At 34.1% G+C, this 20139-nt stretch carries 19 protein-coding genes; 6 read left to right on the plus strand and 13 right to left on the minus strand.

What is annotated here, in order from left to right; genetic code table 11:
- Positions 1-5: 5 nt before the first annotated feature.
- Positions 6-569 (plus strand): GDYXXLXY domain-containing protein, encoded by a 564-nt coding sequence (locus GQ46_RS17225; RefSeq protein ID WP_197077361.1) that lies wholly within the window; start codon positions 6-8, stop codon positions 567-569.
- An 86-nt stretch (positions 570-655) separates the two neighbouring features.
- Here the strand turns inward: GQ46_RS17225 and GQ46_RS13660 are convergent, their stop codons facing one another.
- From GQ46_RS13660 to GQ46_RS13680, 4 genes are all read right to left on the minus strand, one after another.
- Positions 656-1321, minus strand: a complete 666-nt coding sequence (locus GQ46_RS13660) for a hypothetical protein (RefSeq protein ID WP_156133210.1) — start codon at positions 1319-1321, stop codon at positions 656-658.
- 120 nt (positions 1322-1441) lie between these two features.
- Positions 1442-3697 (minus strand): FUSC family membrane protein, encoded by a 2256-nt coding sequence (locus GQ46_RS13665; protein ID WP_044403116.1) that lies wholly within the window; start codon positions 3695-3697, stop codon positions 1442-1444.
- Between the two features lie 835 nt (positions 3698-4532).
- Complete coding sequence (locus tag GQ46_RS13675; RefSeq protein ID WP_044403118.1) at positions 4533-4928, minus strand: hypothetical protein; 396 nt, start codon at positions 4926-4928, stop codon at positions 4533-4535.
- Between the two features lie 91 nt (positions 4929-5019).
- Positions 5020-5418 carry a hypothetical protein gene (locus GQ46_RS13680; RefSeq protein WP_044403123.1) on the minus strand — a complete coding sequence of 133 codons (399 nt, stop codon included), beginning with the start codon at positions 5416-5418 and terminating at the stop codon, positions 5020-5022.
- 340 nt (positions 5419-5758) lie between these two features.
- On the opposite strand from GQ46_RS13680, the gene GQ46_RS13685 reads away from it, so the two are divergent.
- The 3 genes from GQ46_RS13685 (at position 5759) to GQ46_RS13695 (ending at position 9656) form a co-directional block, all read left to right on the plus strand.
- On the plus strand, positions 5759-7402 hold the full coding sequence (locus GQ46_RS13685) for a Zn-dependent hydrolase (RefSeq protein ID WP_044403126.1): 1644 nt from the start codon (positions 5759-5761) through the stop codon (positions 7400-7402).
- 591 nt (positions 7403-7993) lie between these two features.
- Positions 7994-8872, plus strand: a complete 879-nt coding sequence (locus GQ46_RS13690; RefSeq protein ID WP_044403129.1) for an alpha/beta hydrolase — start codon at positions 7994-7996, stop codon at positions 8870-8872.
- Between the two features lie 55 nt (positions 8873-8927).
- Positions 8928-9656: an alpha/beta hydrolase gene (locus GQ46_RS13695; protein ID WP_231567358.1), complete on the plus strand. Its 729-nt coding sequence runs from the start codon at positions 8928-8930 to the stop codon at positions 9654-9656.
- 198 nt (positions 9657-9854) lie between these two features.
- Here the strand turns inward: GQ46_RS13695 and lysS are convergent, their stop codons facing one another.
- Complete coding sequence (gene lysS / locus GQ46_RS13700; RefSeq protein ID WP_044403138.1) at positions 9855-11549, minus strand: lysine--tRNA ligase; 1695 nt, start codon at positions 11547-11549, stop codon at positions 9855-9857.
- A gap of 149 nt (positions 11550-11698) precedes the next feature.
- On the opposite strand from lysS, the gene GQ46_RS17470 reads away from it, so the two are divergent.
- Positions 11699-11857, plus strand: coding sequence for a YqaE/Pmp3 family membrane protein (locus tag GQ46_RS17470; protein WP_082041766.1), 159 nt, complete (start codon positions 11699-11701; stop codon positions 11855-11857).
- A 40-nt stretch (positions 11858-11897) separates the two neighbouring features.
- Positions 11898-12599 carry a lipoyl(octanoyl) transferase LipB gene (gene lipB, locus GQ46_RS13705; RefSeq protein ID WP_044403142.1) on the plus strand — a complete coding sequence of 234 codons (702 nt, stop codon included), beginning with the start codon at positions 11898-11900 and terminating at the stop codon, positions 12597-12599.
- A 265-nt stretch (positions 12600-12864) separates the two neighbouring features.
- On the opposite strand, the gene GQ46_RS13710 is transcribed toward lipB, so the two are convergent.
- The 8 genes from GQ46_RS13710 to GQ46_RS13745 all read right to left on the minus strand — a co-directional run bounded on the left by GQ46_RS13710 (position 12865) and on the right by GQ46_RS13745 (position 20102).
- Positions 12865-13914 carry a nucleoid-associated protein gene (locus GQ46_RS13710; RefSeq protein ID WP_044403145.1) on the minus strand — a complete coding sequence of 350 codons (1050 nt, stop codon included), beginning with the start codon at positions 13912-13914 and terminating at the stop codon, positions 12865-12867.
- 111 nt (positions 13915-14025) lie between these two features.
- A complete protein-coding gene (locus tag GQ46_RS13715) occupies positions 14026-14490 on the minus strand; it encodes a hypothetical protein (protein WP_044403148.1) in 465 nt (154 codons plus the stop codon).
- A gap of 950 nt (positions 14491-15440) precedes the next feature.
- Positions 15441-16037, minus strand: coding sequence for an autotransporter domain-containing protein (locus tag GQ46_RS13720; RefSeq protein WP_044403151.1), 597 nt, complete (start codon positions 16035-16037; stop codon positions 15441-15443).
- Positions 16038-16121: 84 nt separating this feature from the next.
- Positions 16122-17195, minus strand: coding sequence for a hypothetical protein (locus tag GQ46_RS13725; protein ID WP_044403154.1), 1074 nt, complete (start codon positions 17193-17195; stop codon positions 16122-16124).
- A gap of 14 nt (positions 17196-17209) precedes the next feature.
- Positions 17210-17788 carry a hypothetical protein gene (locus GQ46_RS13730; protein WP_044403156.1) on the minus strand — a complete coding sequence of 193 codons (579 nt, stop codon included), beginning with the start codon at positions 17786-17788 and terminating at the stop codon, positions 17210-17212.
- Entirely contained in the window at positions 17788-18618 is an 831-nt protein-coding gene (locus tag GQ46_RS13735) for a DUF4412 domain-containing protein (protein ID WP_044403159.1), read from the minus strand. The genes GQ46_RS13730 and GQ46_RS13735 overlap by 1 nt, the downstream gene beginning before the upstream one ends.
- Before the next feature lie 21 nt (positions 18619-18639).
- A complete protein-coding gene (locus tag GQ46_RS13740) occupies positions 18640-19041 on the minus strand; it encodes a hypothetical protein (protein WP_156133212.1) in 402 nt (133 codons plus the stop codon).
- Positions 19042-19097: 56 nt separating this feature from the next.
- Entirely contained in the window at positions 19098-20102 is a 1005-nt protein-coding gene (locus GQ46_RS13745; RefSeq protein WP_044403165.1) for a hypothetical protein, read from the minus strand.
- Between the last annotated feature and the right edge of the window lie 37 nt (positions 20103-20139).

Below are 20139 nucleotides of genomic sequence, written 5' to 3' on the forward strand. Positions count from 1 at the left end.
AAAAAATGAAATTGATATACCTGTTTATGTTATTTGTAGCCCTTGCAATAACACAATTATTTGTGCCAGTGCACATGATTTTTGGAGAAGAAAACGTTTTAAATACAGGAAAAGCCTATAAGTTTAAAACAGCACCTGTGGATCCAAGCGACCCTTACAGAGGTAAATACATCACCTTGCAATACGATATAAATTCTATAACCACAAACGATTCAATATGGAAGCGAAACGAAGCTATTTATGTATACATAGAAGAAGATAGCTTGGGTTTTGCGGAGTTGGTTAAAGTAAGTAAAACACCTTTAGCTATAGAAAATGATTATGTTATAGCAGAAGTAAATTGGTATGATGACTATGTTAAAAAAGTGAATTTCCAGTTGCCTTTTAATCGTTTTTATATGGAAGAAAGCAAAGCGAAACCAGCAGAGCTAGCTTTTAGAAAAGCACAACGTGACTCATTACCGAATAATGTTTACGCTTTAGTTTTTATAAAAGAGGGTAAAGCTGTTTTACAAGATGTGTTTATAAATGACATACCTATAGCAGAGTCAGCATATTTGAAGGAGTAAGTAAGCTCGTGATTTCTTTCTTTTTGAGTAGGTCCAATTCTGGAATATAGTATGGGCTGCACTTAAACTTATGCTATTATTTGTTTTTATTCTTTTTTGTTAAGAATCATCTCAATTATGCAAGAGGAGTCTCGAGGTGCATCAGATAGAACTAAAAGGTTATGGCTTCCTAGGTCAATAGAATAATGGTCTTCAAGTTCATAACTATAAAAACTGTAACTCGTAGTAACCTCTTTTATTGTGACCGACAAATTATAATTTACAGCAGTAAAATAGTTCCTGTTTTCAGCTTCAGGTGGCGCGTCGTATCCCCATTCTTGTATATAATCTGTAAATTCAATTTCTACAGCATCCACTTTTTCACCTAGTACCACATTGCTGTTGTGTAAAAGCGCAAATGCTTTGCCAAATTGTGCTTGTGTTATGATTAGATACTTGATGTTGTTTTCAATGGTAAAAGTTAAAAAGTAATTTTTATACGCTTTGGTAGGATATTCTTTTGTGGTTTGATCAGTATCAATATAAAAATCGACTATGGGTTCACCATTATTTTCAACCCTAAGGTGCATGTCGCCACTCACGTGATTTGATGAGTTTTTATCATATACTTGAAGCAAAGTGCTAATAGTTAAATCCTTATAAGTTATGGTTTGAATAGCGCCCGGCTTTAGTGGTACCTTTTTCATGTCTTCTTGTGAGCTAATGCTAGATGATATAAATAAAAACACGAGTAGTAGTATTGCTTTCTTCATTCTTATAGTTGCCTAGTGGTGTTGTGCTTTTAAGTCCCTAATTTAGTGAATAATGTTATAAGTTTCTGACAATAGTATTTTCAATCAGCATAAGCCTAGTGAAGGCAACTATTAAAAAGCCTATTGCTCATCTACGAGAGAGGAACGGTAGCGTTCAGTCGCCTTTTTTAGGTTTTCCGACAAGGATTTTAACCAACTCATGTGATTGGAAATCAAATAGGCTTCCTGAAGCCCATGAAGCGTTTCGGTATCTAATGCAGTGTTGCCCTGTTTGATGTTTTTATCGCGTAATTTTGATAATTGCTGGTATTTGTCTAACAAGGTCTCTTGTGCATCTTGAGCGGTTTCTTCAGTGACTTTTTTGTGGGTTTGTTTATGGTCTAAACTATCGAACGATAGCTGTAGCGTATTGGAAATTTTTTTGATAAGAACATTAAACTCTTTTGAAGCAGGCGTGGTTTTATGATTAACGATAAAATTACCAATGGACGCAATGGCAGAAATCATGGTCTGGTTAAGCGTTACAATTTCATAAATGAGTTGAAATTCTTTCTGCTTCGATTTTGGGTCTTGAGTTAATCGTTGGAAGGAAGCGTTTAAATTACTTATAGCAAGAAATGCCTCTTTCCTTGCTACATTATAAGAGAGTTTTTGTTTAGAAGGTTCTTGATACAGCGCTTGTGTTGCTAAAAGATATTTTTTATTCATTTTCAAAGCGTTCAGAAGCACCTTGGTTAAATTATTAGCTTCCCAGCTTGGAAATAGGACGTAATTGGCAACGACAGCGATAGCACATCCAATCATGGTGTCGATAACGCGATATTGAATGACTTCAAAGGCGTCAGGATTGATTAATGAATAAACAAAGACGATACTAATGGTAATTAATGCAGCGGCAGACTTATAATTCTGCTGGATCAATGCAAATGCTAAAATCAATGAAACAAGGGCTAAAATCGAATAGACGACTACATTTTGAGTTATTAGTACAATCCCAACTGCAACCGCAGCACCAATGAGTGTACCGATAATTCGATCTTTGGAGCGCACTTTAGTTAGCCCATAGCTAGGCCGCATAATAACAATGATGGTGAGCAGAATCCAATAAGTGTTTTGGATGTCCAAAAAATAGCCTAACAAGTAAGCAAACAGTATTGAAATAGTAAAGCGTAGGGCATGCCTAAACATTGTGGAATTTAAACTGAAATTTTGAATAAGAACATTCAGTCTGTATTCCTGAAGGGTTAAAAACTGACTTGAATCTTGTCTTTTTAAGGATATTTTGGAGGCCTCTTTAACGTTTGCCATAGCCCGCCTAATCGCTCTAATTTCTTGAAGCAGTTGCTCTTGGTAATCGTATAGGTTTTTTAAAACTAAAGCGCCTTCACGCGCTTCTGGTAATTTGACGGTGTCAATGTAATTGGTGATCGATTCGTTGGTTTTGGATAGTGCGTTTAAGAGTTTGTTTTTATTTGGTATGTTATCTTTTTGAATCAATAATTCCGACAAGCGGATGAGATGATTACCCATGATTTTGTTCAACCTTTTGGATGCTTTGAGGAATTCTTTTCGTTGACCAAAAATCTCATCGAGCATTTTATAATCCAAATGTTTTGCTTCTATCAATTCAAAGATATTTATAGAGGAAATGAAAATAAGCAGTTGCTTTTCTTCATAGCGAGAACGTCCTGAGCGTTTACGTTCGGTAAGTAATGTTTCTCGAAGAGTTTCGTGCTTATCGTTGATTTGATTTTGAAGGACGAAGGTTTGTTTAAGGAGTTTGTCACGCTTGGTTTTCTTTGTTAATAATTTGGCGCGTAATTTTAGATATTCGCCAATAAGCAGAAGCGTATCTGACAATAGTTGGTTCTGGTCTTTTTTAGGCGTAAGTTTTTGAAAAATAAAGGACACCACCAAATACCAAAGACCACCAATGCCCATTAAGACCACCTGAACCCAAATGTCATTTGGTGTTTCTTTTTGAATGGCAAATGCCAATACCATGGCTAACAGGCCAGAGAAGGATACCAAAGACGCTCTAAAGCCATACACCGAAATTAGCGATACAATAAAGGAGATGACTGCAAGTGCCACCAGTAAAAGTGGGAAAAAAGGTTTAGAAAATAGAATGATAGCGGTAATAACCATCGTTAATACAATACTAACTAAAATGGCATTGACCTTACGTTTAAAACTCCCTGGAATATCACCTGGCGCATTTAAAAAAGCACCAATCACAACAGCTGGTGCATATTCAAAATACCCTAAAAAATGGAGCACAGCAAAGGGCACAACAATACCCACGCCAAGGCGAATGCCTCGGTCAAAACTGGAACTTTTTAGAAATAATTCGAGCTGTTTGAGTTTTTCTTTCAAATGGATTTATGATTTAATGGCGCAGTTAAGATTAATTGTAAAGTTAGTACAATTGGGCTGAAGTATCGCCTTGTAATCTTATTTTAGTTGGTGTTTGAATAGCGCAATTAAAGAAATTGCTTAATATAAACTAGTGGTTTAAAATATTTTTGGGGGCAGATTAATTGGTTGTGTTATGGGTTTATATTCGGGTATTCCTTACGTTTTTTAACTAAATTTCTTTCAAAACCTAATCGTCAAAAATTGATTAACATAAATAGTCAATAGCAAACAGGCGCTTATTATACTCAAATTAATAACGGCACGTGCTATCCACGATTGATTTGAAAAATTGTGTTTAAGAATTCTAGTTGTTATAACTGCTAACCCCATGAATAAAAACCAAATTGAAAAGAAAATGGATAGTTTTCCACGAAAAATAGTGGTTACGGCATCATGTACGAGTCCGCAAAAAATAAATGTAAATAGCAGTGCTATTTGAACTGGAAAAATGTTCTTAAGCGGTTTAAATATTAGTTTCCCCAAATAATATCCGAAAATAGGATTCCAATAATTCCAAAATGTAGAGAAGTCTTTAGAACCTAAGGAACGGTATAGATTATTTCTTAAAGATCTTGAATTGCCAACAGATACACCATTTCTTTTTTTAATATATTGGGTCAAACTCATTTTCATTCGTTGTGTTTTTTTTGCGTAGGTGTTTTGTTTGTATTCACTGAGTTGGATGGTCTCCCTTAAATTAGTCAAAGAAAACAATCCAGAGTAAGGCTTTGCGAGCATTTCACAAGTAAGAGCAGTTCAAACAATACGGATACTTACTCTCCACAAATGGTTTTTAATACCATTCTGCATTTAGTTTTTTTAATTCAGTTTTCAAATCTGAAAGCGAGGCTTCGTCTATTAATTGAAGATAGATAGTCATTTCGGACTTTTCAGATTTCACAATATAATCACCCGCAAAATGTCTAATTTTGCGTATGTCGGCTAAATTTATTTTCTTTCCAAAGGGCCAATTTTGCTTAATAATTCCGTTTTCAATGGTCAAATATTGATTGAAATAGTGGTAAAAATACAGGCCGATGTATGCTATTGAGATAAGCAACCACCCATATGTAATCCAACTTTCTTTTTCATAATCTAAAATAAAAATTTGAATTATGGCGAAAGCCAACCAAAGCCATCCTAATATTAAGTTTATTTTTAATTTCTTTTTTTTGTAGCGTATTGTCATTTTTCAACGGTTTGTAAATATGCGGTATGTAAGGAGCTACGTGTTTATTAAAAAAAGCATTTTTTTATACACGAGGTTTTGTGTACCGTTTTTATTCAGTCTTAGCTATTTTGCTTGGGTTGGTCATAAATACGTATCCGAAACCCAAAGTTAAAATAAAATAAACAATAGTGAGAGTAACAATAATTTCAATGTGATTTTCCAAATGCAGCAGCATTTTTATTAACGCAAATGAGCTAACCAAAAAATGAACTAAATTTCCAATAACCAAGGGTCGGCTATAAATGCCACCAATGAGATTGTTTTTGGTCATCCAATTCAACATTGCAAATCCCAAATAGGTTGCCCCCAATATTTGTATGGTCAGTAAAGATACTTGATTCGTTTTCATTCCAAGTACTTCAGAGATTTCTTCAGGTAGAAAGGTTAGTCCCAATCCCATTATTCCAAGAATAATGGCGCTTGTAATCATTAAAATTTTTGTATTCACGCTTCGTTTGATTTACTTAATAGACGTTTATTTTTAAATTTGTTACAGATTTTAATGTGCTAAATATAATTTGTTGCTTTTAAAGACACTTATGCTTTTTTGCTCCGTTCGTTTAGGTCAATCCCAGTCTTTGTTATTGCGTAACAAGTGTTTTTTTCTATCTTTCCTACGTCCTTTAGATTTCTAAACTTAGTCATTTTAGGGTGCTCTACAAAGTAATACCGTAGGTGAGCCCAAGCTTTACGAATGTTTTATAGCCTAGCTTTTTTGGTGGTTATGACAACTTTTAATTAATACAAAATCCCTAACTTTACCAAAACCATCAATTAACGCTTCAAAAATGAAAAAAGCCATATCTCTTTTAGTATTCGTTTGTATCTTCTCATGTAAAGAAGAAGCTAAAGAAACCGAAACTAGTGTAACTGAAACACCGAAATTTGAAATGCAAACCAATTTAGACAAATATGTTAGCGTAAAACTAATTAGTGATTTAAGTGTATTGTCTGCAAAAGAAAAACAAATGCTGCCTATTCTCATTGAAGCAGCGAACAAAATGAACGATTTGTTTTGGTATGAAGCCTATGGCGATTGTGATGCTTTACTTAACAGTATTGCAGATGAGGACACCAAGAAATTTGTAAAAATAAATTATGGCCCTTGGGACAGATTAGACAATAACAAACCATTTGTTGATGGCGTAGGAGAAAAGCCAAAAGGCGCTAACTTTTATCCAAAAGACATGACTAAAGAAGCGTTTGAAAAAGCGCGTATGGATAATAAATCGAGTCTCTACAACTTTGTGAGACGTGATAGCGAAGGTAAATTATTTACTATTCCATATCACGAAAAATTTGAAGTAGAAGTTAAACATGTGTCTGAGTTATTATTAGAAGCAGCTAAACTAGCTGAAGATGAAGGGCTTAAAAACTATTTAGAACTTAGAGCGGCAGCGGTATTAGATGATAACTACCAGAAAAGTGATTTTGCTTGGATGGCTATGAAAACAAACACTTTGGATATTGTTATAGGCCCAATAGAGACTTACGAAGACCAATTGTTTGGAAACAAAGCAGCACATGAAGGTTATGTGTTAATTAAAGATCAGGCTTGGAGTAAAAAATTAGAAAAATTCAGTAGCTTTTTACCAGAGCTTCAAAAGGGATTACCGGTTGATTCAGAATACAAAAAAGAAACGCCAGGTACAGATAGTGATTTAAATGCCTACGATGTGGTGTTTTATGCTGGCGATTGTAATGCAGGCAGTAAAACTATTGCTATTAACTTACCAAATGACGAAGAGGTTCAGCTTAAAAAAGGAACAAGACGCTTGCAGCTAAAAAATGCCATGCAGGCTAAATTTGATAAAATATTAGTACCGATAGCGCAGGTTTTGATAGATGAAAGCCAGCGTCAACACATTACCTTTGATGCCTTTTTTGAAAACACGATGTTTCATGAAGTGGCACACGGTTTAGGAATAAAGAATACCATTAACGGAAATGGAACAGTAAGAACAGCACTAAAAGAATACGCTAGTGCCTTAGAAGAAGGTAAGGCCGATGTTTTAGGATTATACATGGTGCAACAACTCAATAAAAAAGGAGAATTAACTAATGATTTGAAAGATAACATGGTCACTTTTATGGCTGGTATTTTTAGATCGGTTCGTTTTGGAGCATCAAGTGCACACGGTAAGGCGAATATGATTCGTTTTAATTTCTTTAAACAAATGGGAGCATTTACCAGAAATAACGATGGGACCTATACCGTAAATTTTGAAAAAATGCAGACTGCTATGGAAATGCTATCACAAGTTATTTTAACCTATCAAGGTGATGGCGATTATGATGGTGTTTCAAAATTTGTAGTGAATTATGGTGCCATTGCAGAAGAACTTCAAAAGGATTTAGAGCGTTTAAGTGATGCTAGTATTCCGGTAGATGTTGTGTTTGAGCAAGGTGCTTCAGTATTAGGTCTGGAGTAGGCTGTTTATTGTTTTTTGAAAACAGAAAATCAAAAGTATGCCATTGGGTTTTGAGCTATCGAAGTTTTACTGCAAGCGACTTATATTAGCGTTTCCAGTGGATGACTACACATGTGTTTTATCGAATAAATTTAATATTTTAACGAAATTCCTCGCGTTTTTTTAGTTCAAGGCTGTGTAATTCAGAAGTTTGTTATATTATTACGGTCTAAATAACCTACTCATGTTAATCTATATTGTAAGCATTGCTATCGTATCCATATTTGTTTTTGGTATTGTAAGCGTGTCTAGAACATTAAGAAAAATAAGGGTGTCACGAGAACAGGGTAGGAACATCGCTAAAAAGAATAGCTATTATAAATTTTTGTCTTCAACATTTCTAAATTTACCGTCTTAATTTTTTTGTTATAATGCTTCTGCAACCATTTAATAAGCACTTGCTAAATTTTGGGGTTTTGTAGTCAAAGTGTCTTATTATAATATGTTTATAGCTTAATAATAGGGGTATTTAGTCTCCTAAAATGGGCTTTAACAACTCCATATTCATTTAGTATTTATTTTTTTCTATCTTGTTGTATTAAACAACAACTTATGGCTTATTGGTTACAGACGCTAATACTTATATTAGTCATATATTTTGTCATTAGTATTGCGTTATATTATTTACAGGATTATATTTTATTCAAGCCAGAAAAGCTTCCTAAAGACTTTCAGTTTTTGTACGACAATCAGGAAACCGAAGAATATAATCTCGAGACCCGAGATGGCGCAATTATTAATGGCGTGTTATTCAAACCAAAAGAAAAGTCTAAAGGCTTGGTTTTGTATTTAAAAGGAAATTCTAAAAGTATTAAGGGTTGGGGTAAATTTGCTGTAGATTTTACCAGACTTAATTATAGTGTGCTCATGGTCGATTATCGTGGCTTTGGAAAAAGCACGGGAAGGCGTTCGCAAAAAGCTATTAAAAGAGATTTACAGGAAGTTTATAATAAGATAAAAGAGAAAACAACCGAAGATAGAATTATTATTTACGGGCGTTCATTAGGTTCTGGTTTTGCAACAAAACTAGCATCAACCAATGATCCTAAAATGCTCATTTTAGATGCCCCCTACTACAGCTTAACAAAAGTAACTGGCCGTTATATGCCTTTTATGCCACTGTCTGTTTTGCTAAAATATCCATTACCTACTTATAAATGGCTAAAATATGTGCAATGTCCCATTCATATTATTCATGGTACGAATGATAAGTTGATTCCTTTTAAAAGCAGTATTAAATTATCTAAAGTAAACCCAAAATTAACCAAATTACATAGTGTTATTGGGGGTGGACATAAAAACCTAAATAATTTTGAATCGTATCACGCTATGATTCGTGATATTTTAAATGCAAAACACGAACCAATAGATTTATCAACTACAAGTATTAATGTCATACACTCACGCAAAAAAAGTAAACCAAAGCCTTAAAAAAGCAGTCAAAATTAGTTTCGCACTATACCTTTTAATAGGAATATCCCTTTACATGTTTCAAGAAAAACTACTCTTTTTACCAACAACGCTAGCAGCAGACTACGAATTTACTTCGCAGTATAATTTTGAGGAATTAATGCTTAAAACCGAAGATAATGCGGCGTTAAATGCCATTCACTATAAAACTAAAAAGCCCAATGGGGTTATTTTATATTTCCATGGGAATGCCGGCGATTTATCCCGTTGGTCTAAAATCTGCGAATTTTTTGTGGCCAAAAACTATGATGTATTGGTTATGGATTATCGTAGCTATGGAAAGAGCACTGGGAAGTTAAGTGAACAAACCTTTTATGATGATGCACAGTTGTTTTATAATTATTTACTGAAACAGTATCACCCATCAGAAATCACGGTTTATGGTCGCTCATTAGGTACAGGAATGGCGACTTATATTGCTTCAAAAAATAAAATAAAACAGCTCATTTTAGAAACCCCCTATTCCAGTATTGTTGATGTTGCAAAACACCGTTTTCCAATTTTTCCAATAAAAGCCTTGTTGAAATATACCTTTCCTTCTAAAGATTTTATTAAAAATGTGGACTGTCCAATCACTATTTTTCATGGTACAGACGATAGTGTTGTGCCCTTTAAATTAGGTAAAAAATTGGCTAAGGAAGCAAAAGAGGGGCAAATTAATTTTATAACTATTAATGGCGGAAACCACAATAATCTCATTGCTTTTGATGACTATGTAAAGGGAATTGATAAAGTTTTAGATTAATTAAAACTATTTTAATTTTGTTCTCAGACACCTTTAATATTGGTTTTTAGGCATTAATTAAGATTGGTTATCAGAGGAAGTGGGGTTATGGTAATCAAGCAGAAGTATAAAAGGTGCTGTGAAAAAAAAAAGGAACTACATTTCTGTAATTCCTTAAGTTTTATAGGATTCCTGCTTTCGTAGGAAATAACAAAGCGATTAGACCAATTCAACAAATAAGCCAGCATCAGTTTTGCTAACTTTAGCAACACCAATCTTCGTTAAACCTTTTATGGTTTTATCCCATTTTTTATTACTTAAACCAGATTGTGTTTTTAAGTCGTTTAGGTCTATAGGTGTCGTTTTCTTTAAAATGTTAAAGACTGCTTTTTCTTCTTCATTCATTTCAACTTGCTTTTTCTCAGGGCGCATTTGCGGGAAGAATAGCACTTCTTGAATGGACTGGTTATTAGTTAAAAACATGATTAAGCGATCCATACCAATCCCCATACCAGAGGTTGGTGGCATACCATATTCTAAAGCACGTAAAAAATCGTAATCGATAAATTCAGTCGCTTCATCATCGCCTTTTTGAGCTAATTTTAATTGGTGCTCAAAACGCTCACGTTGGTCTATAGGATCGTTTAGTTCTGAATAGGCATTTGCGATTTCTTTTCCGCAAACCATCAACTCAAAACGCTCGGTCAATTCAGGGTTTTCACGATGTTCTTTACATAACGGACTCATCTCTTTCGGGTAGTCTGTAATAAAAGTAGGTTGGATGTAATTCCCTTCGCATTTTTCGCCAAAGATTTCATCAATTAACTTCCCTTTTCCCATTGTTGCATCGACAGCGATTCCCATGCCTTTTGCAGCGCTACGAATTTCATCTTCTGTCTTGCCGTTAATATCAAAACCAGTAAACTCTTTAATTGAGTCTGCCATGGTAATACGCTTATAAGGTGCTTTAAAGTTTATTTTATGCTTACCAAAAGTAGCTTCAGAGGTTCCATTTACCGCTAGAGCACAATGTTCTAAAAGACGCTCACAAAAGTCCATCATCCAATTGTAGTCTTTATAGGCTACATAAATTTCCATGGCTGTAAATTCTGGATTGTGGGTACGGTCCATACCTTCATTTCTAAAGTTTTTAGAAAACTCATAGACACCATCAAAACCACCAACGATTAAACGTTTGAGATACAACTCGTTTGCAATTCGCATATACAATGGCATATCTAAGCTGTTGTGATGCGTCATAAAAGGACGTGCTGCCGCACCGCCAGGGATGGGTTGTAAAATGGGTGTTTCTACTTCGAAATATCCAGCGTCATTAAAGAAATTACGCATCGCATTAAACAATTTAGTACGCTTTACGAAAACCTCTTTCACGTGCGGATTCACCGCTAAATCAGCATAACGCTGTCTGTAACGCATTTCTGGATCTACAAAAGCATCGTGCGCATTACCTTCGGCATCTACTTTTGGTAATGGTAAGGGTTTTAGGGCTTTGCTTAAGAGTTTAAAGTCTTTTACCATGACTGTTTTTTCCCCAACCTTAGTGGTAAATAACTCCCCTTCAATCCCAATAAAATCGCCAATATCTAAAAGCTTCTTATAGATGTTATTGTACTTGCTTTTATCTTCTCCCGTACAGATTTCATCTCTATTAAAATAAACTTGTATTCTACCGTCGCTATCTTGCAATTCAGCAAAACTAGCGTTACCTTGAATACGTCGAGACATTAATCGGCCAGCGATAACCACCTGTTTCCCTTCTTTAAAGTCCTGTTTGACCTGCTTAGAGGTTTCAGATACTGGAAATAAATCTGCTGGATAGGGGTTAATACCTAACTCACGTAGTTTCGCGAGTTTTTCTCTTCGTACGAGCTCTTGCTCAGATAATTGTGACATAATACGTTTTCTGTAAAAAATTTGAAGCCACAAAGATAATGCTTTGTAACAAAACGCAATAGTTTGCGTCCTATTTATACCAAACGAATTTAATCACTTCTTTTGTGTTTTACTTTTAGTGCACATCATCAATCAATAAAATTAAAATTATGAGTTTCTGGAGAGTCCTACTTTCAATCATTTGTCCGCCCTTAGCTGTTTTAGATAAAGGCTGCGGTTCTATTATTATCACTTTTTTATTGTGGCTTTGCGGTTGGGTTCCAGGTGTAATTGCGGCTTTAGTAATCTTAAACAATCCTAAGAACTAACACTTAGTTTTCTTTATTATTTATCGTAATTTTGTAGTCTATGAATAAACAGATTGCATTACAAGATTTAGGCTCTAAAGATTTTAAAGATACTTGGGATTATCAGGAGGAATTATTTAAAGGAATTTTAGATACTAAAATTAAAAACAAGAGAGAAGCCGCGGGTTTAGAAACCAAAAACTATTTTTTGTTTGTAACGCATCCGCATGTGTACACCTTAGGTAAAAGTGGTGATGTCTCTAATTTATTGTTAGATGAACAACAACTTACCGAAAAAGGAGCAACCTTCTATAAAATAAATAGAGGAGGCGATATTACGTATCATGGACCGGGACAAATCGTGGGTTATCCTATTTTAGATTTAGACAATTTTTTTACAGACATTCATAAATATCTTCGTTTTCTTGAGGAAATGATTATTCTTACGCTTGATGAATATGGTTTAAAAGCGGAGCGTTCTCCAGGAGAAACAGGGGTTTGGTTAGATGTAGGAACACCATTTGCTAGAAAAATTTGTGCTATGGGCGTTCGTGCCAGTCGTTGGGTAACCATGCATGGTTTTGCTTTGAACGTTAATGCTAATTTGGGGTATTTTGATAATATTATTCCCTGTGGTATTCGTGGTAAGGCGGTGACTTCGCTTAATGTGGAATTAGGTAAAAAAGAAGTAGATGAAGCTGAAGTAAAAGCAAAATTACTGAAGCATTTTACGACACTTTTTGAGGCAGAGTTTGTAAAGTAATTTGCTTTTTTAACACTAAGTAGTGCTTTAATAATTTATTTACGATAGTGGTTATTCGGGTATTAATGATTTTAAAATCAAGGTCTTTTTTTGGGCGTATACCACTGTGTTAAAGCCTCTAAAAAAACCAATCGTAAGAACCCAATGCCTATTACAGATAGTAAAATTAGACAATCGTTTTGTTCAGCCAAATATTTTATAGCGTTCTTACAGCCTAATGGCATAATTAAGCGTACTTAAAAAATACAGGAAGTTTATAAGTAGCTTAACCTTCTGCATTAAAAAACACTTTATAATAATACATTTTCTTTTCCTCGTCATAACCACGTTCTAAATGTTCACTAGCCGCTTCAGGCGCGTCAATATCAAGTTTAATTTGAATGTGTGTATCGAGTTTGATGTCGGTTTTTATTTTCTTCTTTTCTTTAGAAACAACAGCTTCAGCTAGATCAAATTGGTTACGTAAAACAAAATCGGCACCCGTTTCATATTCCTTTTTAAAATCTTCAAAAAGCTGAATGTGTTTTTCTTCAGCAAAGACTTCTTCTTTAAAACGCTCAACATTTATAATTTCATTTTCTTTAAAATAGTCAATAGTCTTAGCTAAAAAGATATTGCGTTCTTGTTCACCGTAACTTGGTTTTAAAATTTCGGTAGAAAACTCTTTACAGAGATCAATATAATTATGCGTATGATTATTACTATCATCAGCATATTTTATATTTAGAAATTTATCTAACCAATATTGTGCATCGTAGCTATTATTATCAACACTTAAAACAATATTGCCTTCCATATCGGTTTGATTTAAAATCAAACACCCTTTGTCTACTTTTTTGGAACTAATTCCTTTTTGGACCAATACATCGTAACTGTTATCTTCTAAATAGGTTTGAAAGAAATTGATTTTGTTTTCAATTTTAAATATGCCAATAGCATTGGTTACCATCTCCTTGTATTCAATACCCTCAAAAACAGCAACCAAAACATCTCCTGTTTTAATTTGAGCGGAGTCTGATTGCTCGTATAAATGTTTTACAATGTTTTTTGAAGCTTCTACAAACCCATCATCCTCATTAAAGATTTGCTTGGCATAAGCATTAATCTCATTTAGATCTACATTAGCATGATGATTAAAACGAAAACTTTGTACGACGCTTCCAAAGGGACGTAATAGAAAAGGAAGCATTAATTCATAACTAGCTTCATCAAAATGCACTTCTTTATCAGAAAAAGCATTTTTGGTATCGTTATGTTTATTACCAACTTTATGAATTATAAATTTAGAAATGCTTGCGCTTTTACGTGTAATCATCTTAAAAATAGTGTTGAAATTTGAATTGCAATAGTAGGCATTTCAGTAGAAAAACAAAATAAAAAAACCGAAGAGTTTTGTCTTCGGTTTTTAAAAGTATTTTAGATAAAGTTAATACTCTAATCCAAAATAGTCCATCGCTTCCTCGTACGACATGTTACTTATATTTATGCTTGTTTTACCTGCAGGAGTACCAGCAACTAAAACAAAACGAAGCTTTAGACTGGCTTGAGTGAAATTGGCTTTTAAGGTGACTTGACCAACTTCAATACGATCAATTTCTAAAATTATACTGCCTCCAGTACTTAAAGGAAGCACTTCCCAATAATCATTACCTGTTACGGTAACAAAAGCATAGACCATACCATTGTCATAAATGTCTTGTGTAAGCTCTGGAATGACAAATACAGTGTTACCATTATTAATCGTTTGGTTTTCTAAGAGTACAGAAGTTACATTAGCATTACCTTGCTCACCTTGAGGACCTTGCTCACCATCTTCTGGAGAACATGAGAAGCTAAAAGCAACTAATAAGGCTAAGACTAAATACTTCGTTTTAATAACTAAATTTTTCATTGTTTTAATTTTAAGTGATTAATTTACTTTTTAATGTTTAATTTTAAAAAAGGTTAACGATTCATGTATTAAAATTACTTGATTAGCAAATAAATATTTTCCTAATCCGAAGGAAAACATTAAGCTAGCGAACAAAGTAAGCACCATTTAGTATACCTAAAATACTTTTTTTTTATACATGCTGTTAGCACGGCGTGTTTTATTTCTTACAAAATTATTTTTTTAGCTATATCATTTTGTATTACAGGAAAGGAAGGCCTTAATCTTTTGTGGGCCATAGCGCTATCCATTATCTCTTGATTTAGAGTTGTGTCATCGATTTTAATTACTTTTGAATTGGCTCCTTAATAAGAACCAGACTTCCAAGTAATGGATTGTGCTGTTTTTATAGTTAGGATAGCATTCCCATCGTCTCCACTGGTTTCTTGAGCACCATCTTTAACAGCTTTTAGGGACCATGAAAAGCCAAAAGTAACTATGAGTGCTAATCCTAAAAACTTTGTTTTTAATGCTGAGTGTTTAATTTTATTAACTTTTTTGTTCTTTTAAAGATTAATATGTAAATAAAAAAAGCCGAAGCTTTTAGACTTCGACTCTTCAACAATCTAACTAAAAAGAGAAATACTCCCCATTAGACTAGTGCAGGGATTCATTATTTTTAGACTAATTCAAATTTTAATTAGAACATTTGGTTAACAGCTTGACGGCAAGCTAAGCCTCAATTTGGTAGCTTATTATCATAAGCAGGTATGGTTTTCATCCTTTTTAAATTTTTGAGTCTAAATGCAGTCTTATAATTGTATTCAATAAAAAAAGACGCACCTTATGCAGGAAATTTAGAGCTTCAAGCCGGTATAGATGGTAAAAAGAATACGTTTAGCTTTTTTCAAATTACTTATATAGATTAGCACAACACTGTTTAGGTGAATGTTTTATAATTGATGTTTCATTTAGAAATAAGCTGTTAAGCCTATACTAAAGAAAATAGTGTTTAAAATGGTTTTAGCGTCACCAGAACTGCCTTTAGGTTTCTGACTTTGATTGGTATAATTAATAGCAGGTTCAACCGATACATGCTCTCCAAAGAAAAAGGCATAACCAGCGGTCCCACGAACTGCAAAAACGGTAGACTCGATATCTCCTATTATAGAACTGGTTTTGTTAGAACCAAAACCTACTGTCGCTTCTGCAAATAAACCGTTATCAAACATATATCTTGCAAAAGGACCTACGGCTAAACCATCTGAGATTATTTTGCCATCCATGCCTTCAACTTTTGTAGTACTGGTACTTACTTCAAGCTCCAATCCAGCAATGATATTATCGGTAATAAAATACCCTGCTTTTGGCGATGCTGTAATTTGAAAAGTACTGCCAACATCAATCGTGTTGCCATCAAACTTTGCTTTTTCATTGGTAGAAATAATACCAATAGTGCCATTAGCTAAAAAGTTACCTTTAGTTTTTGCTGTAAAGCCATCTTGAGCATAAGATGAAAAAGCAAGGGTTGTGATTACTAATGTTAAAATGGTTTTTAAATGAGTCATAATTGTTTGGTTTAATAGTGTTTATACTTGTTTGTTGTTTAATGTGTATTTTAATGTAAAGGTTAACCTGTATCTTAAAAAAAATTATAAGGTGAGGCTGGTTTTTACAATGGTGTAACTTTCGTTAGTAAAATTGTAACCGCTAATCCAAAAGTTTACACCGTCGAAGGCTATGCCGCTAATGGAGGTGTCTTTTACTCTGTAACTAGAAATAACCTGAAAACTAGGTGTTACCTGACATTTGTGAACAAACCGCCCATCACAGACATACAAAAACCCGTTTTGATAGTCTAAACCTTCTGGTTGAATCTCCAAGGCTATCGTTTGCTCAATAACATCTGGTGATGGCGCATAATTATATAGATATAAACTAGACTCATTACTGCTTGCTACCCATAGCGTAGTGGTATTTACTGAAGCTAACCCTTTAATCCATGCACCTGTAGCTACTGAGTCGAAGCCTAAATTATTACTGTTTTCATAATAGGCATGAAAGTTATCTGAGCCATTATCACTTTGAAAAACATACCGCTCTGGGGCATTATATTTTTCAATTTCAACAGCAATAGCACTATTAGTGGTCGCTATTTGTCCAATTTCAAGAAATGTGTCGGGGTCAATTAATCCTATATGGTCTGCATCTGTTGTTTTACCATAGACAATGGCTGTTTTATCATAGGTAAATGCAAGGTCTACCTCACCATCCCAAGGCGCATTACCTTGTAATAGAATACTAAGTTCTTCAACCCAACTAGAGCTACTTGGACCGTTATCTATTTTTTGTAGTATTTTACTGGAAGAACCATTAGAAAGAGTTGCTGTATTTTCGGTAATGGTGTAACTAAAAACACCTGGGCTTCCTTGTCCACCAGTGCCATCAATGGTTACTTGATTATTTGTTATACTATAATTTGGACTATAAATTCCTTTAAAATTATCGCTAGTTTCTCTTAAAATATTTGCCGTGTTATCGGTATTAAAATAAATGTATTTATCACTGTCATGAATAAAACTGCCAGATGTGATTTCCCATTGCCCGAGTAATGGATTTGAAGCTCCGTTAGTGCTATTGTCGGCGGCATCGTCGTCGTTTTTGCTACAGTGAAAAAGACAAATGCTAAGGAGTATTAGTAGTAGAGTTTTGTTTAATGGTTTCATGTTGTTTTTTTTAATTAGTAACCGAATGTATTATCTATATCGGAATAGCCTACACCCGAAAAATGAAGATTAGAAACATGGATTAGAAGGTCTTCTGAGTGTTTTAATGTTGTTTTTTCGTAGCGATTGTCTACTTTAAAATTGGCAGTACCACTAGCTGTATTTGAATCTGATATAGCGATAGTGCCAGACAATACTATATTTTTATTTGTTGCTGCGGAATGTTCTGTAGCTGCATAGTGCGCACTAATTTTATTGCCTTCTGTGTTGCTTCTTTTAATATTAACCAATACACGAATAAGGGTGTTATTTTCTAGATTATATTCAACTTGAACAACTTCACTACCTTTATCTATTTTTTTTTTAAAAGTGAAAAGGGCTTTTTTAACAGTACTCTTTTTTTCGGTAAAAATGATTCCAGAAGCTGTAGTGTACTGCCAGTCTTCACCGTTTATTTTGCATAACTGAATGTCCTTTTTATTTTCTCTTTCAGTTGTGGTTATGGTAGCCACTGATGCTTCAGTAGATTTTATTTTTTCCCCATTACATGAGAATAACAAAACGGTCGCCAAACAGATTAATAGCATTTTCATTACATCAGTTTTTTATAGTTATCAGTGTCAATATTTAGAGTGACTTTATCTAATGCTATACAGGTCATGACGGTACGTTGAGGTTTTCTTTTCGAGGTATCAACCATATCCATTTCCATAGTTAAACCGTTTAGCATTTTCATCCAGGATTGATTGGCGCCTTTTTTAGCTTTTATATTATAAAAGGATTTGGAAAAGCTTATACCTGCATTTTGTGTTACCCAAACCGAGCCATTTAAATCTTTTCCAACGACTTTGAATTCTTCACAACTGTAGCCAAGAATAGGTTTTTTGTTTCCCGTGGGTGTTATACTCACATCGGTCTCTTCTATAGCATCCTCTGTTGTCTCTTCTAAGTTTAAATTCATAGACATTAAGGTTTTATCACCTTTATTTTCCATAAACATAAATATGGTTTCTCGGCTCAAATCCATAACTGTTATAACATCTGTTCTTCCTTTTTTATCTGGAATAGTTGAGGCGATGTAATTGCCGGAATTGGTTAAGTAATAGTTAATATCAGTTGTTCTTTTATCGCTTTGAATTTGCATTGTATATTTATGTGAGAAATTATAATTCCTGGCAGGAGCTGCCTTTGAAACAGAAATATTAAAAGGATTATTTTTTTCTTTCTTATTTTCTTTTGAATTATTAAAGGTAGAATCGGAAGCTTTGCTAGGGTCCTTTTCTGTTTTCTCCTCGTTTTTTTTCTCAATGGTTTTTTCAGCAACTTTACTGATTTTTTCACCTAGTTTCTTAAAAATTTGTGCGTCTGCGTGACTGTTGAAGCATAGTGTTAGAAGTACTAGTGTTATTTTTAAATGTTTCATGATCTATTATTTTTTAGTTGATTAATCTTTTATGCTTTTCGCTTCAAGTATTTTTCTCTCTATAGCTTTTGCTAAAGAATCTTTTTGTTTCTGAGTGAGTGTGTTGGCTTGCAGATAATATTGACTTTTATAGTCTGCTTTTTGTTCTTCTGTTAAATCCATTTTACCTAATAATTCTAAAAAGCCAGTTTTTTTACCTGTAGCATTTCCATCTAAATTTTCACCAAACATTTGAGTCATGCTTTCTGCTCCCATATCTAAAAAATTATCAGATTTTACTTTTGACGAATCGGTGATTTTTGTTTGAGCTAGGCAAATATCTGTCAATGAAAGACCTAAGATTAAAAGCATGAATGTCATGGGGTTATGTGAAAATATTTTGTTTTTATGAGGTAATTTGCAATGGTGTTTTATGGTGTTCATGTTTATAATTTTTTTGTGATTTCTAGTTTATGTTTTTTAAGAATAAAAGGTTAACATTAATCTTCTGTAATACTCCAGATTTTTCCTGTTGCTGTTCCAGAAGCGATGTATCCTCCAAAAACCCAAAGGGCATCATCATAAAAAAGGGTGGCATGTTTTGTAATAGGATCTAATGGGTTTATGCCGTCATAACTTAACCAGTCTTCCAGATTTGAAGAGGCATAAATAGCGTTTGTGAATGTAGAGGTAGCGGTACGACCACCAATAACCCAAACCTTATTATTATAAACAGTTGCAGTATGTAAATTTAAACCTGGAAAAATAGAAGCGTTCTGTGATAACAAAGACCAATCGCTTCCATTCGTACTTTTCCATATCTCATTGAGTTTTTCACCTGCAATATTTTCGCCGCCTAAAACATACATAGCACCATCAAAAACAAAACCGCCTTGATTGACACGACCAGAAAAGGCATTATTTGTTTCTTCTACCCAAATATTCCCATCTACAGTAGACTGTACAAAAGTATTTCCAGTGATTAAAGAACCGGCAATAACATACATTTTACCATTAAAAGCCAGCGTTTGATGATAGGTCACTGCTCCAAAAGGCGCGGTTACAAAAGTATTAGTCCAGTTAGCGCCATCTGTTGTCCACCAGATATCACCATACCAATCACCAACGGTATTTTCACCACCAATAAGCCAAAGTTTACCGTCAAATACGGTTAAAGTATGACCACAGCGATCACCAGTTAAATTACTCGCTACCGAAACCCATGCCACGCCATCATTACTTTTCCATACCGCACTTGAATAGTCGTTTCCTTCAGTATAGCTATCATCACCGCCAATAGCCCAAATTTCACCATTAAATTCAATCATCGTTTTACAGGCAAAATCGCCCATTTGATCTTGATTGGTTCTTAAATTAAAAGTCAGGTTTAATGTTTCTGGTGGTAAAATTTTATCGGCACTATCATCACTTGAGCATGAAAATGTAGTAATAGCTATAAAGAGTAAAAGAAGTTTTAAAAGCGGCTTACCAAGTAATGTCTTCATAATTTAAAGTTTTAAAGTTTAATTCTTAATAAATTCA

It is taken from the genome of Lacinutrix sp. Hel_I_90 (assembly GCF_000934685.1).
Taxonomy (GTDB): domain Bacteria; phylum Bacteroidota; class Bacteroidia; order Flavobacteriales; family Flavobacteriaceae; genus Lacinutrix.

Excerpts from the sequence above, each read along its gene's own strand:
- GQ46_RS17225 (WP_197077361.1), top strand. The coding sequence starts at position 6 with ATGAAATTGATATACCTGTTTATGTTATTTGTAGCCCTTGCAATAACA.
- GQ46_RS13660 (WP_156133210.1), bottom strand. The coding sequence starts at position 1,321 with ATGAAGAAAGCAATACTACTACTCGTGTTTTTATTTATATCATCTAGC.
- GQ46_RS13675 (WP_044403118.1), bottom strand. The coding sequence starts at position 4,928 with ATGACAATACGCTACAAAAAAAAGAAATTAAAAATAAACTTAATATTA.
- GQ46_RS13685 (WP_044403126.1), top strand. The coding sequence starts at position 5,759 with ATGAAAAAAGCCATATCTCTTTTAGTATTCGTTTGTATCTTCTCATGT.
- GQ46_RS13690 (WP_044403129.1), top strand. The coding sequence starts at position 7,994 with ATGGCTTATTGGTTACAGACGCTAATACTTATATTAGTCATATATTTT.
- GQ46_RS13695 (WP_231567358.1), top strand. The coding sequence starts at position 8,928 with ATGTTTCAAGAAAAACTACTCTTTTTACCAACAACGCTAGCAGCAGAC.
- lysS (WP_044403138.1), bottom strand. The coding sequence starts at position 11,549 with ATGTCACAATTATCTGAGCAAGAGCTCGTACGAAGAGAAAAACTCGCG.
- GQ46_RS17470 (WP_082041766.1), top strand. The coding sequence starts at position 11,699 with ATGAGTTTCTGGAGAGTCCTACTTTCAATCATTTGTCCGCCCTTAGCT.
- lipB (WP_044403142.1), top strand. The coding sequence starts at position 11,898 with ATGAATAAACAGATTGCATTACAAGATTTAGGCTCTAAAGATTTTAAA.
- GQ46_RS13710 (WP_044403145.1), bottom strand. The coding sequence starts at position 13,914 with ATGATTACACGTAAAAGCGCAAGCATTTCTAAATTTATAATTCATAAA.
- GQ46_RS13715 (WP_044403148.1), bottom strand. The coding sequence starts at position 14,490 with ATGAAAAATTTAGTTATTAAAACGAAGTATTTAGTCTTAGCCTTATTA.
- GQ46_RS13720 (WP_044403151.1), bottom strand. The coding sequence starts at position 16,037 with ATGACTCATTTAAAAACCATTTTAACATTAGTAATCACAACCCTTGCT.
- GQ46_RS13725 (WP_044403154.1), bottom strand. The coding sequence starts at position 17,195 with ATGAAACCATTAAACAAAACTCTACTACTAATACTCCTTAGCATTTGT.
- GQ46_RS13730 (WP_044403156.1), bottom strand. The coding sequence starts at position 17,788 with ATGAAAATGCTATTAATCTGTTTGGCGACCGTTTTGTTATTCTCATGT.
- GQ46_RS13735 (WP_044403159.1), bottom strand. The coding sequence starts at position 18,618 with ATGAAACATTTAAAAATAACACTAGTACTTCTAACACTATGCTTCAAC.
- GQ46_RS13740 (WP_156133212.1), bottom strand. The coding sequence starts at position 19,041 with ATGAACACCATAAAACACCATTGCAAATTACCTCATAAAAACAAAATA.
- GQ46_RS13745 (WP_044403165.1), bottom strand. The coding sequence starts at position 20,102 with ATGAAGACATTACTTGGTAAGCCGCTTTTAAAACTTCTTTTACTCTTT.